The organism is Romboutsia sp. 1001713B170207_170306_H8 (assembly GCF_015550495.1).
Lineage (GTDB): Bacteria > Bacillota > Clostridia > Peptostreptococcales > Peptostreptococcaceae > Romboutsia_E.
The window spans coordinates 44,942-60,087 of record NZ_JADNAX010000006.1 but is presented as its reverse complement, the minus strand read 5'-3'; the positions used below and the strand labels follow the sequence as shown (position 1 = coordinate 60,087).

The following is a 15,146-nucleotide window of genomic DNA, read 5'->3' as shown; positions in this document are numbered from 1 at the left end:
TATACATAGTTTTAAATTAGAGCAGTAAGGTGAGGTAAAATGACAGAAGAGGTTAAAGTAAATAATATAGTAGATATAATCAATGATAGGGATTTAAGATTATGTGTTAAAGAAAATGAATTAAATATAAATATACCAAAAGAAATATTAGAAAGTAAATTACACTTATTAAGTGATTATATAAGAATATACTCTAATATTGAACAATTAAAAGAGAATATTAACAAATATATATTTGATGAAAATTGCTTAATATCAATTGATCAGATTTGCAAGGATATTATAAGTATAAAGAGTGAGGAAAATTTAAATCATGTTCAGGCTTATATAAAATCAGATATAACTAATATAGAAGCTAAATTTAGAACTCTTTGTGCGGCACTTTTAATAAATATAGATGAAATAAATAAAATTAAAGAAGAACAAATAAGTAATTATATTAATAACACTTATGATAGAACTCATATAGTTGATAAAGATTACGTAAAGGACATAATAGATTACATAAAAAGTGAAAATATGTATTCCTTAAAAGAAAAATCAAGATATGGTATGATTTCTAGTGAGTACAATCTTAATAGCAGAGAAGATATATTAGATTATAATAATGAGGAAATTAATGGAGAATATAGTCCTATACTTGTAATATATAAGCCTGCTAAGTATCTAAGAGGTAAATATATACTTGATGATGCAAATTATATATATATAAAAAGACAGCCTTTAGATGCTCTAATAAATCAAGAAAAGCTTGAAGATAAAGGTATAGATTCAATGGGTGCTATAACATATTTAAAGCTTAAGCATAATCTTACTAATGAAAATTTACAAGAGATATTAGCTGAAATTTATGTATATGGACAAAGAAATGATATAAAGTTTGAAAATATTAAGTTAGCTGATATAACATCTAACAAAGTTTGGATGACAGCTGATAAATTAAAAGCTGAATTTAAAGAACTTAGATATTATCATAAAAATCTAACTCAAAGAGTTAAAGATATTTATGATTCAACAGGAGAATATTACACTCAAATTGGTGGAAAATATATTTTTAATAGTAGAGCATTTATGCATAGTTATAAGACTTTTAAGAACAAAGATATTGCAACTAAATAGTAATTTTAAGCAATTAAAAAATATACTTGTAATATATAAAAAATATAATGTAAAAATAATAGAAATAGATTAAGAAATGGATGTGTACTTAATTAAATAAATTATTACACATCCATTTTATATTACACCTCTTGTATAGATAATATCTCCTCGGGACAGACATCAACACATTTACCACAAGCGATACATTTACTTGGAGTTTCCTTTTCTTCAACTTTAGCTATTATACCTTTAGGACAGACTTGAACACAAGTCATACACCCTGTACATAATTTTTTATTTATCATGTACACTCCTTTTGAATTTTCTTTTATAGCGCCTTCAGGGCATTTATTTGCACATACACCACACTGATTACAGACTTTTACATCTATAGAATCATCTTTTTTATTACCTATTCTTATACACGAAGTTTCCTCAGTGTAATTTTTGTAAAAAGCTTCAGAACAAGCTATTTCACAAGATAAACAAGATTGACATTTTAATCTGTCAGTAACAACTAATTTTTTCATACTATACTCCTCCAAAGTTTAAGTTAACAGTTTTATGTATGAACCCTTGTTGATACTTAAAGTGTAGAATACAATGTATAAAAAAGCAATTAAAACCACTCATAATGTTAAACTTTAAACATATCATAGACTTATAATAATATAGTCTAAAATGCATATATCTATCATAGGAATAAATAAAATAATTAAATTGTATCTAATTTCAATATACATACTGGAGGTCGACTATGAATATAGTGATAATCGGAAATGGAAAAGTTGGTAGGTCTTTAACTGAAAACTTATCAAAAAAAAATCACGATATAGTTGTAGTAGATGTAGACTATACTAAAATACATAAAATCATGAATAATTATGATGTTAAAGCTATATGTGGAAATGGAGTTATTTATGATACTCAAGTAAAAGCGGATGTAAATAAATCAGATATAACTATAGCAGTTACATCATCAGATGAGATTAATTTACTGGCTTGTATAATAGCTAAAAAATTAGGTGCTAAAGCTACTATTGCAAGAGTTAGCAATATAGAGTACTTGTATCAATTAGATTTTATGATGAAGAGTTTTGATTTAGATAAAATAGTTAGTCCTGAAAAAATAGTTTCAGAAGAAATTATAAATGTTTTAAGATATCCAAACTGTTTAAGTATTACTTCATTTAAAGATGAAAGTATTAAGTTAATTGAAATAATACTTAAAAAAAATAATAGGATGATTAACACTAAGATAATAGATATAAATAAAAAATTTAAAACTAGTGTATTAGTTTATGCTGTATATAGGAATAAAGAAATATTTATTCCTAATTATGATTTTATATTAGAGGAAAATGATAAGGTATATATAATAGGTAAATATAACAATATACAGTCTCTATTTTTAAATACAGGTATATTGCATGATAATATAAAATCTGTGATTATAGTTGGTGGGGGTAATGTAAGTATATGTTTAGCTAATAAACTTAGTGATTTAGGAATTAAAGTTAAAATTATAGAAAAAGATATAGAAAAATGTAGATTAATAACTCACTTAGCTCCTAGATCTAAGATAATAAATGAAGACGGAACAATCCCAGATGTTTTACTTGAAGAGGGAATAAGAAGTACTGACGTTTTTGTATCTATGACTGATGTAGATGAAAAAAATATAATTGTATCAATGTATGCATCTCATTGTAATGTAGAAAAAGTAATCACTAAAATAAATGACATATCAACTACAAATTTACTAGAGTCCAGCGATTTAACGGCATTTATCTCTCCTAAAGAGATTATATCAAGTTATATAATTAAATGTATCCAGGAAAAAGAATGTACTTTTTTAAAGGAATATATGACAAAAAAAGTAAGTTATAAAGTAACAGTTTTAGAATTTGAAGCAACAAAAAAAGATAAAGTAACAGGATTATTATTAAAAAACCTTAATATTAAACCTAATATCATAATTTTAGCAATTATTAGAAATAGCTCAATTATAGTACCTACAAATGATGATTATATAAGAAATAACGATAATGTTATCTTAATCACTACTAATAAGTTTTTAAGAAGATTAGATAATATCATATATTAGGAGGAACAAATGAATTTAAATGTAGTTTTAAAAACAACAGGAAAAATTGTATTATTTGAAGCTCTTTTATTATGTTTACCTCTAGGTGTATCTTTTATTTATAATGAAGATGCCTATACTTACTTTATACAGTCTATATTAATATGTATTGCTATAGGCTCTATATTAGCGATTATACCAACTAAGGAGCATAAAATCTATACAAAAGAAGGATTTATAATAGTTTCTTTATCTTGGATACTTGTATCATTACTAGGTTCACTTCCGTTTTATCTAAGTGGAGAAATACCTAAATTTATAGATGCATTCTTTGAAACTGTTTCAGGATTTACTACCACAGGATCTACTATTTTAACTGATGTTGAGAAGCTAAGTTATGCCATGTTATTTTGGAGAAGTTTAACTCATTGGATTGGCGGTATAGGGATATTAGTATTTTTATTATCATTTTTGCCACAATCTAAAGGTCAAAATATATATTTAATGCGTGCAGAAGTACCAGGTCCTATAGTTACTAAGTTTGTTTCTAAGGTGAAAATGAATGCTCGTATTTTATGTTTGATATATTTTGCATTAAGTTTATTTCAAGTTGGATTCTTACTATTAGGTAAGATGCCTTTATTTGATAGCATAGTTATAACCTTTTCAACTGCAGGCACAGGTGGCTACTCTATAACAAACGCAAGTATAGCATCTTATAATAGTGCGTACATAGATTATGTGGTAGGCATATTTATGCTTATATTTGGAGTAAACTTTAATATCTATTATTTAGTTTATTTAGGCAATATAAGAGAAGCTTTGAAAAGTGAGGAATTAAAGTGTTACTTAAAGATAGTAACTTTTTTTACAATTATTATTACTCTTAATATAATTCCATCATATATGAACATAGGACGAGCATTTAGAGATGCATTCTTTCAAGTAAGTTCAATTATAACAACAACAGGTTTTATAACTGCAGATTTTTCTCTTTGGCCTAAACTATCTCAAGTTTTAATCATACTTCTAATGCTAGTTGGTGCATGTGCTGGATCAACAGGGGGTGGAATAAAGGTATATAGAGTATTAACTTTATTTAAAGTATCTATAAACAATTTAAAATGTATATTTTCACCACATTCTATACATGCTATAAAGGTTGATGATGAATACGTTGAAAATGAGACTATAAATGTAATTCAAACTTATTTTTTTATATATATAATAATAATAATAGTATCTATGATATTATTGTCACTAGATTATATAGACTTAATTGGCATGGTTACCTCTGTAGTTACATGTTTAAGTAATGTAGGACCAGGTCTTGGTTCTATAGTAGGACCTGTTGGAAATTTTTCATCGTTTTCTGACCTATCTAAATTAACACTTATATTTGATATGTTAGCTGGAAGATTAGAGATATTTCCAATGATTTTTCTATTTACATCGTTTAAGCTTCATAAATAAATATATAATTTTATAAGAAAAAATAATAAAATGATTGACATGAATAAAATAATAATATAAGATTTAAACATAATTAAATAAAGAAATTACAAATGCGATGATAAGAAAGAGTAGATATAAGCATCTTTTTCAGAGAGTTTCCGTTTGGTGAAAGGAAATATTGATATTATATTGAAACACATCTTTGAGCAGTACACCGAAAGAATACTGTTTTAGTAGGCTGTACCGGATTCCTTGCACCCGTTATAGTGCTAAAGTATTAGCAAGTTAATTGCAGTACTTGATGAGGTTATTGTCGTGAGGCATTAATGAATATAGGTGGAACCACGTGAGTTAACTCCCGTCCTATAGCTATAAGCTATAGACGGGAGTTTTTTAATATGAAAATTTAAGGGCCCTAATTATTTTATATTAATTACCGTACATCGTATATCAAGATATGATTATACTTTTGTTATTCAGAATATTTAGAAAATAAATAAGAGGAGAATGAATTTATGAAGAAAAATATATTAAAAAAAATAGTAATTACAACTTTATCAATAATATATACAAGTGTTTTAGTAGGATGTTCAAATATCAATGAGAAATCTAATAATGAAATGGTAATAGGTTATGATAATACATTTGTTCCAATGGGATTTTTAGATGGCAAAGGAAATACAGTTGGATTTGATGTTGACTTAGCAAATGAAGTAGGAAAAAGATTAAATATGAATATTAAATTTCAATCAATAGATTGGTCTATGAAAGAAGCTGAGCTTAATTCTGGTAATATAGATGCAATTTGGAATGGATATACATTAACAGAAGAAAGAAAGTCAAAAGTAGCTTACACAGATTCTTATTTAGATAATAAGCAAATAATAGTTACATTAAAGAGTTTTAATATAAATAGTAAATCTGATTTAAAAAATAAAACAGTCGGAACTCAAAGTGATTCAGCTGGCATGGAAGCTGTCTTAAAAGATACTTCATTTGTTGATAGTATAAATAATAAAGAACCAGTCTTGTATGATACCTTCGATAATGCTTTTAGAGATTTAGAAATAGGGAGAATAGATGCTTTAGTTGCAGATGAAGTTCTTGCTAGATATTATATAAGCCAAAAAGATCAAGATATTTATTCTATTTTAAATGATGATTTCGGAACAGAAGTATTTGTAGTTGGATTTAAAAAGGATAATACAGAACTTAGAGATAAAGTTAATACAGCACTAAATGAAATTAAAAAAGATAATACATTTGATGACATATATTCTAAATGGTTTAAGTAATAAGTAATTAAGTTTTAATTAAGGGGGCAAATTTATGTTAAAAGGATTAGGCATTGTAATATCAGTTTTTATAGTGACTTTAATATTATCAATACCATTAGGGCTCGTAGTAGCGATTTTAAAGAGGTCTAAATTTAAAATAATACAATTAGTAGCAAAACTATATATATTAGTTATGAGAGGTACTCCTTTGCTTCTACAGTTAATAGTCATATTTTATGGATTACCACTATTAGGTGTTACATTTGATAGATTTACATCGGGTATAATTGCATTCTTTTTAAATTATGCGGCTTATTTTGCAGAAATATTTAGAGGCGGAATAGAATCTATAGATAAAGGACAAAGAGAAGCTGCTGTAGTATTAGGCTTTGATAAGATTACAATGTATAAACGTATATTGTTACCTCAAGTTATAAAACGAATACTAGCACCAATGTCAAATGAGGTAATTACATTAATAAAAGACACTTCACTAGTATATATTTTAGGGTTAAATGATATTTTAAGATTGGCTCAAATAGAATCTATAAGAGAAGTTAGTTTATTACCATTAATACAAGTAGGAATTATTTATTTAGCTTTAGTAATGATTATTACTCAAGGCTTTAAATTACTAGAAAGAAAATATTCGTATTATAAATAGGAGGAAACTATGTTAGAAATAAAGAATTTAAATAAATCATTTGAAAATAATAATGTACTTAGAGATATTTCATTTAGATTAGAAAAAGGTGAGGTAGGTGTATTACTTGGAAAGTCAGGTGCAGGTAAAACCACTTTACTTAGATGTATAAACGGATTAGAGGAATTTGATTCTGGTAAAATTATAATAGATGGAGAAGTTATGAACGATAGTAAGGACATTCATAATCAAAAAGGCAAAATAGGAATGGTATTTCAAAACTTTAATTTATTTCCTCATATGAGTGTATTACAAAATATTATAGAAGCTCCAATTGGTATTTTAAAAGTACCTAAAAAAGAAGCTATAAATAAAGCTAATGAATTATTACAATTAGTTGGGTTAGAGGATAGAGGTGATTTTTATCCATATCAATTATCTGGTGGTCAGCAGCAAAGAGTAGCTATAGCTAGAGCATGTGCCTTAATGCCAAAGATACTTTGCTTTGATGAGCCAACTTCAGCTTTAGATAAAGAAACTACAAAAAATATTGTTAATATAATGAAGACGCTTAAATCACAAGGAATGACTATACTTATTATAACTCATGATACTAATTTTGCTGATGAAGTTGCAGATAATACAATAAATATAAGTAATGGAATAATTGAATATAGTAAAGAGGTTAGTTAAAAACTTTATTCTTGAATAAATATCTTTATATGATAAAATATATTGTAAAAACTAATTAGACATTAAGAGAGGTACTTATGAAAGGTAAATTTATAACTAAAGAAAATATATTCATACAACCTACAAAGTTTTCTGATATGCTAATAAACGCAACTGGATATGAAAGCCTATATAAACAGATAATAGAAAGTAAGATTGAATTTAATGAGGAAAAGTCATATGACTTACTTCCAAGTGGTTTTATCGATTTTAATCAACATTTATACGATGATATAAATCATATGAATTCGATAAGTACAGGATTATTTATAGAAAGAGCGTTGATCACATTTAGAATATTTATATGGACTTCAAGAGGAGAGGGCTTCGAAATATTTAAACATATATTAAATGAAAGTGAAATAGATAATTTAAAGAATTTAGAAGATGTTAAGGAATACTTATATACTCATCTATCGGAATTAGAATATGGAATAATTCATACTTATGATAAAGAATTAAAGGAATGTTATGAAGAGTTTGGAAAAGGAATAGAAGCTAAAAAACTTCCATTACCAAGTATACTTAAGTTTTTAAGTATAGATAATAACATATCAGAATTTAGATAGTTAAATAAAAAAAGAGAATGGATAATATATTACCATTCTTTTTTTTATTTATATGAAAAGTACACTAGACGCTATTAAGATTTGACCTATATAGTAAGTAATTAAGTTAAAGATAGATAAATACTTAATATGACTTTTACCAAATACTATAAATGATAATATAACATCTGAGATAACAAATAAAGAAGATCCCATAATAAGAATAACAGATATTGTTGATTTACCTAAAAATAAACATGTAGATATGCATTTACAAAACATTAAGCTTATAATCCATGCATATATACAAGACAAAATAAAAAAATCTTGAAAGTCAAAATCCTTTCGATATTTTAAAAAAGCTATTATAATAAATAACATTATGAAAGACAGAAGTAAATCTTTTATATTAAATGGATAAATATATGAAAATGAAGAAATATAAAAAATATGAGTTAAAGAGAAGCTAATTATCCCAAATATAAACTGAGTCCCTAGAGTATCTTTATTTTTAGATTGTATTCCAAGAAATATATCGCCTAAAAAAGAACAGAAAAGTCCTATTAATAATAAGATAAAATATAAAAAATTACTTTTAGAGTATAAATAAGAAGATATGCATATCACTAAGAAGAGTAAACTAGCAAGAATTTTTATATATAAGGTATTAATTTTCATATAAAATCACCTCTTTTTCTATAAAACTAAGTGAAAAGTGTACTTTTACAAAAAAGAACAAATGTTCTTAATGGTAAAATGTAACACTTTTAATATAAAAACATATTATTAAATTAAGATAATAAAAGTATTGAAGTACTTCCCTATAGTATTTTGAACAGACAAAAGTTATCTTAGAATTACGCAGATAAAAGCAAATTATCAGTAAATATAGGCTGAGTATCTTGTTATCTTAAAAGGCAAAGTAGTCATTACTTACTTAATGGCTACTTTGTTTTTTTATATTAGTTATCATAAGGATCTAATAACCAATTATTTGAATAATCTTTTTTATTAAAAAACACCAAGATTCATATTCTCCATTTTTATATAATTCTTGAGATGAGTAAGATGCCGTATAAATAACCTTATAAATTTTTATATCATCATTCTTTAAACTATCATTTGATTTTAAATATAGATTAAGTAGACTTGGATTATTATATTCTCTTATGCTTACGATACTTACTTCTGAAAGATAGGAGAGTTGAAGCTTAATACTATCCAATTCATTTTTATTATATAGTAATTTGGAAATTTCATTTATTTTCTTTTGATTTTTATATTCATAATATTCATGAATAATATTTGCTGGATTTGAAGAATAAGATTTTGTTTTTACGGTGACTATAAAAGTGAAAAGTAGCATAGGAATAAGTACTATAATTGCAATACGTTGTTTTTTCTTAAACAAATTCACACCTCCACATAGATATACAAGAAACAATGTTATACTTATACTTTATATATATACTTATTTAAACAATTATAGTATACTAAAGCATGCAATGATTAAAGAAGTTATAATATTGCTATTAAAAAATATAATTTATAAATATTCAGGAGGCACAAACAATGAGTAAATCACCAGTACCAACTCCGCATAACAATGCATTAGTTGGAGACATAGCAGAAACAGTTTTATTACCAGGAGATCCTCTTAGAGCGAAATTCATAGCAGAAACATTCTTAGAAGATGTTGTGCAATATAATACAGTTAGAGGTATGTATGGTTACACTGGATACTATAAGGGTAAAAGAGTATCGGTTCAAGGTAGTGGAATGGGTATGCCATCAATAGGAATATACTCATACGAATTAATACATTTCTATGGTGTAAAAAACTTAATAAGAGTTGGTTCAGCAGGAGCAATAAATGAAAACTTAAAGTTACATGATGTCGTAATCGGTATGGGTGCTTGTACAAATTCAAATTATGCATCTTCATATGAATTACCAGGTACGTTTGCTCCAATAGCAAGCTTTGAATTATTACAAAAAGCTGTAAATGTTGCTAAGGAACAAGGTACAGATGTAACAGTAGGTAATATTTTATCTTCAGATGTATTCTATGGAGAGCCCGGTTCAAATGCATTACTTAAGTGGCAAAAAATGGGTGTACTTTGTGTAGAAATGGAAGCTGCAGCTTTATATATGAATGCGGCTAGAGCAGGAGTGAATGCTTTAACAATACTTACAATATCTGATTGTCCATTTACTGGAGAAGAAACTACTGCACATGAAAGACAAGTAGCATTCACTAAAATGATGGAAATAGCTTTAGAATTAGCTTAATAAATATTACATAAAATAAAAAAGATATGATTTAAAAATAAATCATATCTTTTTTATTTTTTAACTAGTTTATATTTTAGACCATAGATCTAAATACCCCTGTAACTACACCTAAAATCTCTACATTTTTAGCTTCAACACGTATTGGATCCATAAAATCATTTTCAGGTTGTAATCTTACATAATTCCCTTCTTTAAAGAATCTTTTAACAGTAGAAACCTCTCCATTTATAAGAGCAATAACTATTTGTGAATTGAATGCAATGTTTTTCTTTTCAACAATTAAATAGTCATCATCTAATATACCTGCGTTAATCATGCTTTCCCCTTTAACTTTTAATAAAAAGTTTTCATGACCATGTATAAGGTTTGCAGGTAGCGGAATATATTCCTCTATGTTTTCTTGGGCTAATATTGGTTCACCAGCAGTTATTTGACCAACTAGAGGTAAGTTTAAAACCTCTTGATTAAATCCTGATACGTTATATCCTACAGTATCATCTAATATCTCAATTGCCCTAGGTTTAGTAGGGTCCCTTCTGATATATCCCAATTCTTCTAATTTGTTTAAATATCCATGAACTGTTGATGTAGATTTTACACCAGTAGCAGCGCATATTTCTCTTACAGAAGGTGGATATCCCTTTGCAATAAGTTGTTCTTTAATAAATTCTAGTACACCTAGTTGTTTTTCACTTAAGTCTAAATACATAAAATCAACTCCCTTCTATTTATAAATGATGTATTAAATAACGTTTAAAATTTCCAACGTAATATAATCTAATTAAGCTTTTATAATTATATTTTAACACAAGAAGCTTGATTTCACAAACGTTTGTTCTAAATAAGTTAAATGCATATTAGTAAGCAAAATTTATAAAGATTCATTGGTTTCTATGTCATTTTCAATTTCTTTTATAGATTCAAGTTTATCATTGTCATCAACCCATTCGAAGTTATTAACAATATCACGCTTAACATTCTTTTTATGAGCAGCGTAAAGTTGGGTAGTTGTAACATTATCATGATCTAGTAGATTTTGAACATCATAAATAGAAAAACCTGTTTGTATTAAAGAAGTAGCAGCAGTGGCTCTTAATTTATGTGGACTATATCCTTTATTTCTAGATGTATCCATAGAAATAGACGTATACTTTTTCACAAGATCTCTAATAGACTTAGGTGTAATCCTTTTTTTCTGAAGAGATAAGAATAAAGCATCCTTAACATCATCACTTAACGACTCGCTTTTAGGCCTTTCATTAAAAATATAATCTTTTACAACAGTTTCACATGTATGGTTTATAGGCATAAGAACCTCTTTACCTCTTTTTCTATAAATCTTAAATTCACCTCTAGAGAAGTTAAAAGAAGAAATATTAAGTTCTCTAAGCTCATTAAGTCTTAGTCCATAGGTTACGAATAATGCTAAGATAGCCTTGTCACGAAGCTTAGTCTTTTTCCAATATACTTTTTCTTTTTCAGTAAGACCTTCGCCGCTTTCTACTGCATCTAGCATTTTAGTAACTTCATCAATATCAAGCCTTTTTATTGCATCCGGTTGAGGCTTAGGAAGCTTAATTGGGTTAAATCCATCTGTAATGTTATTTTCTAATTGTTCATTCCTATAAAGAAATTTAAATAGGGTAGACAGAGATGATTTTTTTCTAGCTAAAGCTCTATTGTTATTTTCAAATATTAATGTATTTTTTTCTGTATGCTTATAGTATCTACTACAATAATCTCCAAGAAATAGGTTAACATCTCTTGCTTTTATAGAATTAAATTCCTCAAGAGTTATATCTTTTGTACTTTCAGCTCTCGTAAGCTCCTGAGACTCGACTAAATAAGTGCAAAAGAAGTTTATATCTTCAAGGTAAGCATAACGCGTAGAAACGGCTACAGAGCCTTTTAGATATATGAAATAATCTTTCATAAACTTAGGTAGTTGATTTTCTATTTTAATACATTTTTCCACAATGTTGTTATCTCTAATAACTATATTATCTGGTTTGTCTGATTTATTGTTAATTTTTAAGATTTTATCCTTGTTCAAAATAAATCCTCCTAAATTTCAAATTAATTATTATGTGTATAATAATATAAAATATCATATTAGTTTTTTTCTTTCAATGGATAAAAGATAAGAAGAGATTAGGATAGATATTAAAATTAAATATGTATGTATACAAAATAAATAATATATCTATATAAATATATTGTAAGCATCAAAAAAATTTAAAATAACTAAGTATTATATATAAATAAAATTATATGGAAGTTTATTAATTATTAATTTATATTTACACTTATATACAGATTTTTGAATATGAATATGAATATGAATAAAATAAGAGTGAAGAGAAAAAATAGTATACATTTATAAATTTAAAAAATACTAAAAAATTATATTAAGAGTACTGTATATAATGTTTATTTATATAACTATTCCCTAAATATACATTTAGAAACTAGTTATATGTTGATTATTATAACTACTCCTTTGTACATACATATACGCAGATATTATATATATTTAGTTTTTATATACATATATAAATTTAATTTACAGCAACTATGTTATAAAATGTATATTCTTACGCATTATATATGTATAGATATTTATATACATATATCTACAAATTTATTCAAAATATCATTACGTATGTATATATATGTGTGAAAAATTGTATTTTTATTAAGATTGCTTGATTTTAATTTAAACTTAATAAAATTAATTCGCTCCGTCGTAGAAATTTTATTTTACTTAATTAAATATGGTTATTATTGTTATTTACTTTAATTTATCGGCTTCATGAGTTGTTTTAATAAGATATGATCATTTATTTATTCTATTTTATAAACTTTAACCTTTAACACATTTACTTTCTTTTCATTATATATAGCTTCATATTAAGTTAATCCTATTTGACGATTTTAATAAAACCCTTCTCTATCAAATTACCCTACTAGACTAACCTATTTTTTAGAATGGAATTAAACAAACGATTTAGAAATTACTACTTAAAAATAATAATATTTATGATTACTAGCTATAGCTTTAAGATTAAACTATTTTAGGCTTAGGAGAATTTATTTAGTTTAGCTTCATAAAATTTAAATAAACTAAGTAAATTCTCATTAATTAATTATTTGTATGTAATTTAATATAAAACTTCATTTAATTGTTCTAGGCTTACTTCATATTTATAGTTTCCATCCATAGATTCAACATATGCAGTACCAATATTGTTATCTACACTTATGATATTAACCTGATTCTCTTTATAGAAAATCTTTGAATTGACATTTGTATTTGAATCTTTTGAATTTACTATCTCCATAGCTCTTCTTAATTGCATAAAATCCTCCTAAATGATAATATACTATTTTATTACTTTATTTATACTTACCATTAAAGATTATTTTATGCATTTGATCAAGTTTATAAGTAAATAAAAAAGCAACAGCTTAAAAATAGCTTGTTGCTTTTTTATTTATTATCCTAATTATTATCTAGGTTCTATTATTAATTTTATAGCTGTTTTTTGCTCTCCGTCAATTTCAATGTCTGTAAAAGCTGGAACACAAACTAAATCCATACCACTTGGAGCTACAAATCCTCTTGCGATTGCTACTGACTTTATAGCTTGATTTAATGCGCCAGCACCGATAGCTTGGATTTCTGCGTTTCCTTTTTCTCTTAGTACTCCTGCTAGAGCTCCTGCCACAGAATTAGGATTAGATTTTGATGAAACTTTTAATACTTCCATTTCAATATCCTCCTTTTGTATTATTTAAAATATCTACAGTACTAAATTAACTTTGTTTAAATTATACTTCGATATTAAACTAAAAAATACCTTTAATTTTTATACATATATTATTAAATATAAGTGAATTTAGCTTTTAGCTTCTTGCTTTTTTAATTCTTGGATTTCTTTTAATGTTAAACCTGTAATTTCCATTATAAATTGAGGATCAGATTTTTTTTCTAAAAGCTCTAATGCCATGACTTTTTTTGTTGCTAGTGTTTTTATTTCTTTTTCTAGAGCTAATTCCTTTTCTTGTTCTGTAAAAAATACATTTTCAAGATCATTTTCTAATATTTTATTGGAGAATGATTTTGTTAAGAACATTTGTTCTCCTTCATCATTATTGACACTTTCTTCATTTATCCTCTTAATTTTTACTTTAAACCATTCCTTATATATGTTGAATAAAATAAAAATTGAAGGTATTAAAAAGTAAGCTTTAGCTCCTAATAATCCAATTATAACAGTTATAATGCATATAGCTTTATTTATAGTACTTATTGGTATATTGAAAATATATTTTTCGTTTGTATATGTGTTTATTGCTGATAGAATCAACATAATTACACAAAGCGGCAATAAAAAGTAACTGGCAATTACTCCTCCAAAGCTTAATGAATCGAAATTTCTATTTATATTTCCGTATACATACATCCAACCATTCAAATAGGCGTATAAACTTGTAAAAACTCCAATTATTGCACCGAGAGCTTCTGTGTAATAGTTTGAGAAATGCGAATTCATGTTATCCCCCCTAATAATATGTATAATAATAAGTATGATTTAAAACTTATAAATATATCATATTCTATTTATTGTTAATTTTCTATTTATATTTTTTATGAAAAGTATTATAATTTATATACTGAAAACTAAATTAATTTACGATGGTGTTAATCCACCGAATGAGAGGCGTTTTATTATGTTGGATACTGCAGAATTTGTACTTAAAATAGCATTTATAGTATTAACTATTATTTGGATAGGTAAAATAATGATATTAAGAACTGATAAACAAATTGTTATAAATCCATTACTTATAGGTATATCGGCTATATTAGTAGTTTTACCAGAAGGTAATGAAATATCTACTACAGTAACAATACAAGAAGTAAAGGTTGCATTATATGCTATATATTGTGCTGTTGTATTATTAGGAGTTTATTCTACTACTAGAGATCGAAATTTATTTTAAAA

The 15,146-nt window shown here is 25.8% G+C and carries 17 protein-coding genes and 1 other annotated feature; of the genes, 9 read left to right on the top strand and 8 right to left on the bottom strand.

The window, feature by feature from the left end; all coding sequences use genetic code 11:
• Positions 1-39: 39 nt before the first annotated feature.
• Positions 40-1,119, top strand: coding sequence for a hypothetical protein (locus I2A66_RS12240; protein WP_147516019.1), 1,080 nt, complete (start codon positions 40-42; stop codon positions 1,117-1,119).
• A 122-nt stretch (positions 1,120-1,241) separates the two neighbouring features.
• On the opposite strand, the gene I2A66_RS12235 is transcribed toward I2A66_RS12240, so the two are convergent.
• On the bottom strand, positions 1,242-1,631 hold the full coding sequence (locus tag I2A66_RS12235; RefSeq protein ID WP_195251747.1) for a 4Fe-4S binding protein: 390 nt from the start codon (positions 1,629-1,631) through the stop codon (positions 1,242-1,244).
• Positions 1,632-1,858: 227 nt separating this feature from the next.
• Between I2A66_RS12235 and trkA the strand changes: the two genes are divergently transcribed.
• From trkA to I2A66_RS12205, 6 genes are all read left to right on the top strand, one after another.
• Positions 1,859-3,208 (top strand): Trk system potassium transporter TrkA, encoded by a 1,350-nt coding sequence (gene trkA, locus I2A66_RS12230; protein WP_195251745.1) that lies wholly within the window; start codon positions 1,859-1,861, stop codon positions 3,206-3,208.
• 9 nt (positions 3,209-3,217) lie between these two features.
• The gene (locus I2A66_RS12225) at positions 3,218-4,660 is read left to right on the top strand and encodes a TrkH family potassium uptake protein (RefSeq protein WP_122640320.1); all 1,443 of its coding nucleotides are present in this window, start codon (positions 3,218-3,220) and stop codon (positions 4,658-4,660) included.
• Positions 4,661-4,748: 88 nt separating this feature from the next.
• Positions 4,749-5,011, top strand: a binding site (T-box leader).
• 146 nt (positions 5,012-5,157) lie between these two features.
• Positions 5,158-5,937 carry an amino acid ABC transporter substrate-binding protein gene (locus I2A66_RS12220; protein ID WP_122640319.1) on the top strand — a complete coding sequence of 260 codons (780 nt, stop codon included), beginning with the start codon at positions 5,158-5,160 and terminating at the stop codon, positions 5,935-5,937.
• 34 nt (positions 5,938-5,971) lie between these two features.
• Positions 5,972-6,583 carry an amino acid ABC transporter permease gene (locus I2A66_RS12215; protein ID WP_122640318.1) on the top strand — a complete coding sequence of 204 codons (612 nt, stop codon included), beginning with the start codon at positions 5,972-5,974 and terminating at the stop codon, positions 6,581-6,583.
• 9 nt (positions 6,584-6,592) lie between these two features.
• Positions 6,593-7,255, top strand: coding sequence for an amino acid ABC transporter ATP-binding protein (locus tag I2A66_RS12210; RefSeq protein WP_122640317.1), 663 nt, complete (start codon positions 6,593-6,595; stop codon positions 7,253-7,255).
• Between the two features lie 77 nt (positions 7,256-7,332).
• Entirely contained in the window at positions 7,333-7,863 is a 531-nt protein-coding gene (locus I2A66_RS12205) for a hypothetical protein (protein ID WP_122640316.1), read from the top strand.
• Between the two features lie 48 nt (positions 7,864-7,911).
• On the opposite strand, the gene I2A66_RS17885 is transcribed toward I2A66_RS12205, so the two are convergent.
• Both I2A66_RS17885 and I2A66_RS12195 read right to left on the bottom strand, forming a co-directional pair.
• Complete coding sequence (locus tag I2A66_RS17885; protein WP_147516022.1) at positions 7,912-8,520, bottom strand: lysoplasmalogenase; 609 nt, start codon at positions 8,518-8,520, stop codon at positions 7,912-7,914.
• 301 nt (positions 8,521-8,821) lie between these two features.
• On the bottom strand, positions 8,822-9,253 hold the full coding sequence (locus tag I2A66_RS12195; protein ID WP_147516023.1) for a DUF4829 domain-containing protein: 432 nt from the start codon (positions 9,251-9,253) through the stop codon (positions 8,822-8,824).
• 161 nt (positions 9,254-9,414) lie between these two features.
• On the opposite strand from I2A66_RS12195, the gene deoD reads away from it, so the two are divergent.
• The gene (gene deoD / locus I2A66_RS12190) at positions 9,415-10,134 is read left to right on the top strand and encodes a purine-nucleoside phosphorylase (RefSeq protein WP_122639620.1); all 720 of its coding nucleotides are present in this window, start codon (positions 9,415-9,417) and stop codon (positions 10,132-10,134) included.
• 76 nt (positions 10,135-10,210) lie between these two features.
• Here the strand turns inward: deoD and lexA are convergent, their stop codons facing one another.
• The 5 genes from lexA to I2A66_RS12165 all read right to left on the bottom strand — a co-directional run bounded on the left by lexA (position 10,211) and on the right by I2A66_RS12165 (position 14,693).
• Positions 10,211-10,846, bottom strand: a complete 636-nt coding sequence (gene lexA / locus I2A66_RS12185; RefSeq protein WP_122639621.1) for a transcriptional repressor LexA — start codon at positions 10,844-10,846, stop codon at positions 10,211-10,213.
• Between the two features lie 162 nt (positions 10,847-11,008).
• Positions 11,009-12,190, bottom strand: coding sequence for a tyrosine-type recombinase/integrase (locus I2A66_RS12180; RefSeq protein ID WP_122639878.1), 1,182 nt, complete (start codon positions 12,188-12,190; stop codon positions 11,009-11,011).
• A 1,108-nt stretch (positions 12,191-13,298) separates the two neighbouring features.
• Positions 13,299-13,496: a small, acid-soluble spore protein, H family gene (locus tag I2A66_RS12175; protein ID WP_122639622.1), complete on the bottom strand. Its 198-nt coding sequence runs from the start codon at positions 13,494-13,496 to the stop codon at positions 13,299-13,301.
• A 150-nt stretch (positions 13,497-13,646) separates the two neighbouring features.
• On the bottom strand, positions 13,647-13,907 hold the full coding sequence (locus I2A66_RS12170) for a stage V sporulation protein S (RefSeq protein ID WP_122639623.1): 261 nt from the start codon (positions 13,905-13,907) through the stop codon (positions 13,647-13,649).
• A gap of 129 nt (positions 13,908-14,036) precedes the next feature.
• Positions 14,037-14,693: a hypothetical protein gene (locus I2A66_RS12165; RefSeq protein ID WP_122639624.1), complete on the bottom strand. Its 657-nt coding sequence runs from the start codon at positions 14,691-14,693 to the stop codon at positions 14,037-14,039.
• Between the two features lie 178 nt (positions 14,694-14,871).
• On the opposite strand from I2A66_RS12165, the gene I2A66_RS12160 reads away from it, so the two are divergent.
• Positions 14,872-15,144 (top strand): hypothetical protein, encoded by a 273-nt coding sequence (locus tag I2A66_RS12160; protein WP_122639625.1) that lies wholly within the window; start codon positions 14,872-14,874, stop codon positions 15,142-15,144.
• Positions 15,145-15,146 lie beyond the last annotated feature (2 nt).

Coding starts and splice junctions, on each gene's coding strand:
- I2A66_RS12240 (WP_147516019.1), top strand. CDS start 40: ATGACAGAAGAGGTTAAAGTAAATAATATAGTAGATATAATCAATGAT.
- I2A66_RS12235 (WP_195251747.1), bottom strand. CDS start 1,631: ATGAAAAAATTAGTTGTTACTGACAGATTAAAATGTCAATCTTGTTTA.
- trkA (WP_195251745.1), top strand. CDS start 1,859: ATGAATATAGTGATAATCGGAAATGGAAAAGTTGGTAGGTCTTTAACT.
- I2A66_RS12225 (WP_122640320.1), top strand. CDS start 3,218: ATGAATTTAAATGTAGTTTTAAAAACAACAGGAAAAATTGTATTATTT.
- I2A66_RS12220 (WP_122640319.1), top strand. CDS start 5,158: ATGAAGAAAAATATATTAAAAAAAATAGTAATTACAACTTTATCAATA.
- I2A66_RS12215 (WP_122640318.1), top strand. CDS start 5,972: ATGTTAAAAGGATTAGGCATTGTAATATCAGTTTTTATAGTGACTTTA.
- I2A66_RS12210 (WP_122640317.1), top strand. CDS start 6,593: ATGTTAGAAATAAAGAATTTAAATAAATCATTTGAAAATAATAATGTA.
- I2A66_RS12205 (WP_122640316.1), top strand. CDS start 7,333: ATGAAAGGTAAATTTATAACTAAAGAAAATATATTCATACAACCTACA.
- I2A66_RS17885 (WP_147516022.1), bottom strand. CDS start 8,520: ATGAAAATTAATACCTTATATATAAAAATTCTTGCTAGTTTACTCTTC.
- deoD (WP_122639620.1), top strand. CDS start 9,415: ATGAGTAAATCACCAGTACCAACTCCGCATAACAATGCATTAGTTGGA.
- lexA (WP_122639621.1), bottom strand. CDS start 10,846: ATGTATTTAGACTTAAGTGAAAAACAACTAGGTGTACTAGAATTTATT.
- I2A66_RS12175 (WP_122639622.1), bottom strand. CDS start 13,496: ATGCAATTAAGAAGAGCTATGGAGATAGTAAATTCAAAAGATTCAAAT.
- I2A66_RS12170 (WP_122639623.1), bottom strand. CDS start 13,907: ATGGAAGTATTAAAAGTTTCATCAAAATCTAATCCTAATTCTGTGGCA.
- I2A66_RS12165 (WP_122639624.1), bottom strand. CDS start 14,693: ATGAATTCGCATTTCTCAAACTATTACACAGAAGCTCTCGGTGCAATA.
- I2A66_RS12160 (WP_122639625.1), top strand. CDS start 14,872: ATGTTGGATACTGCAGAATTTGTACTTAAAATAGCATTTATAGTATTA.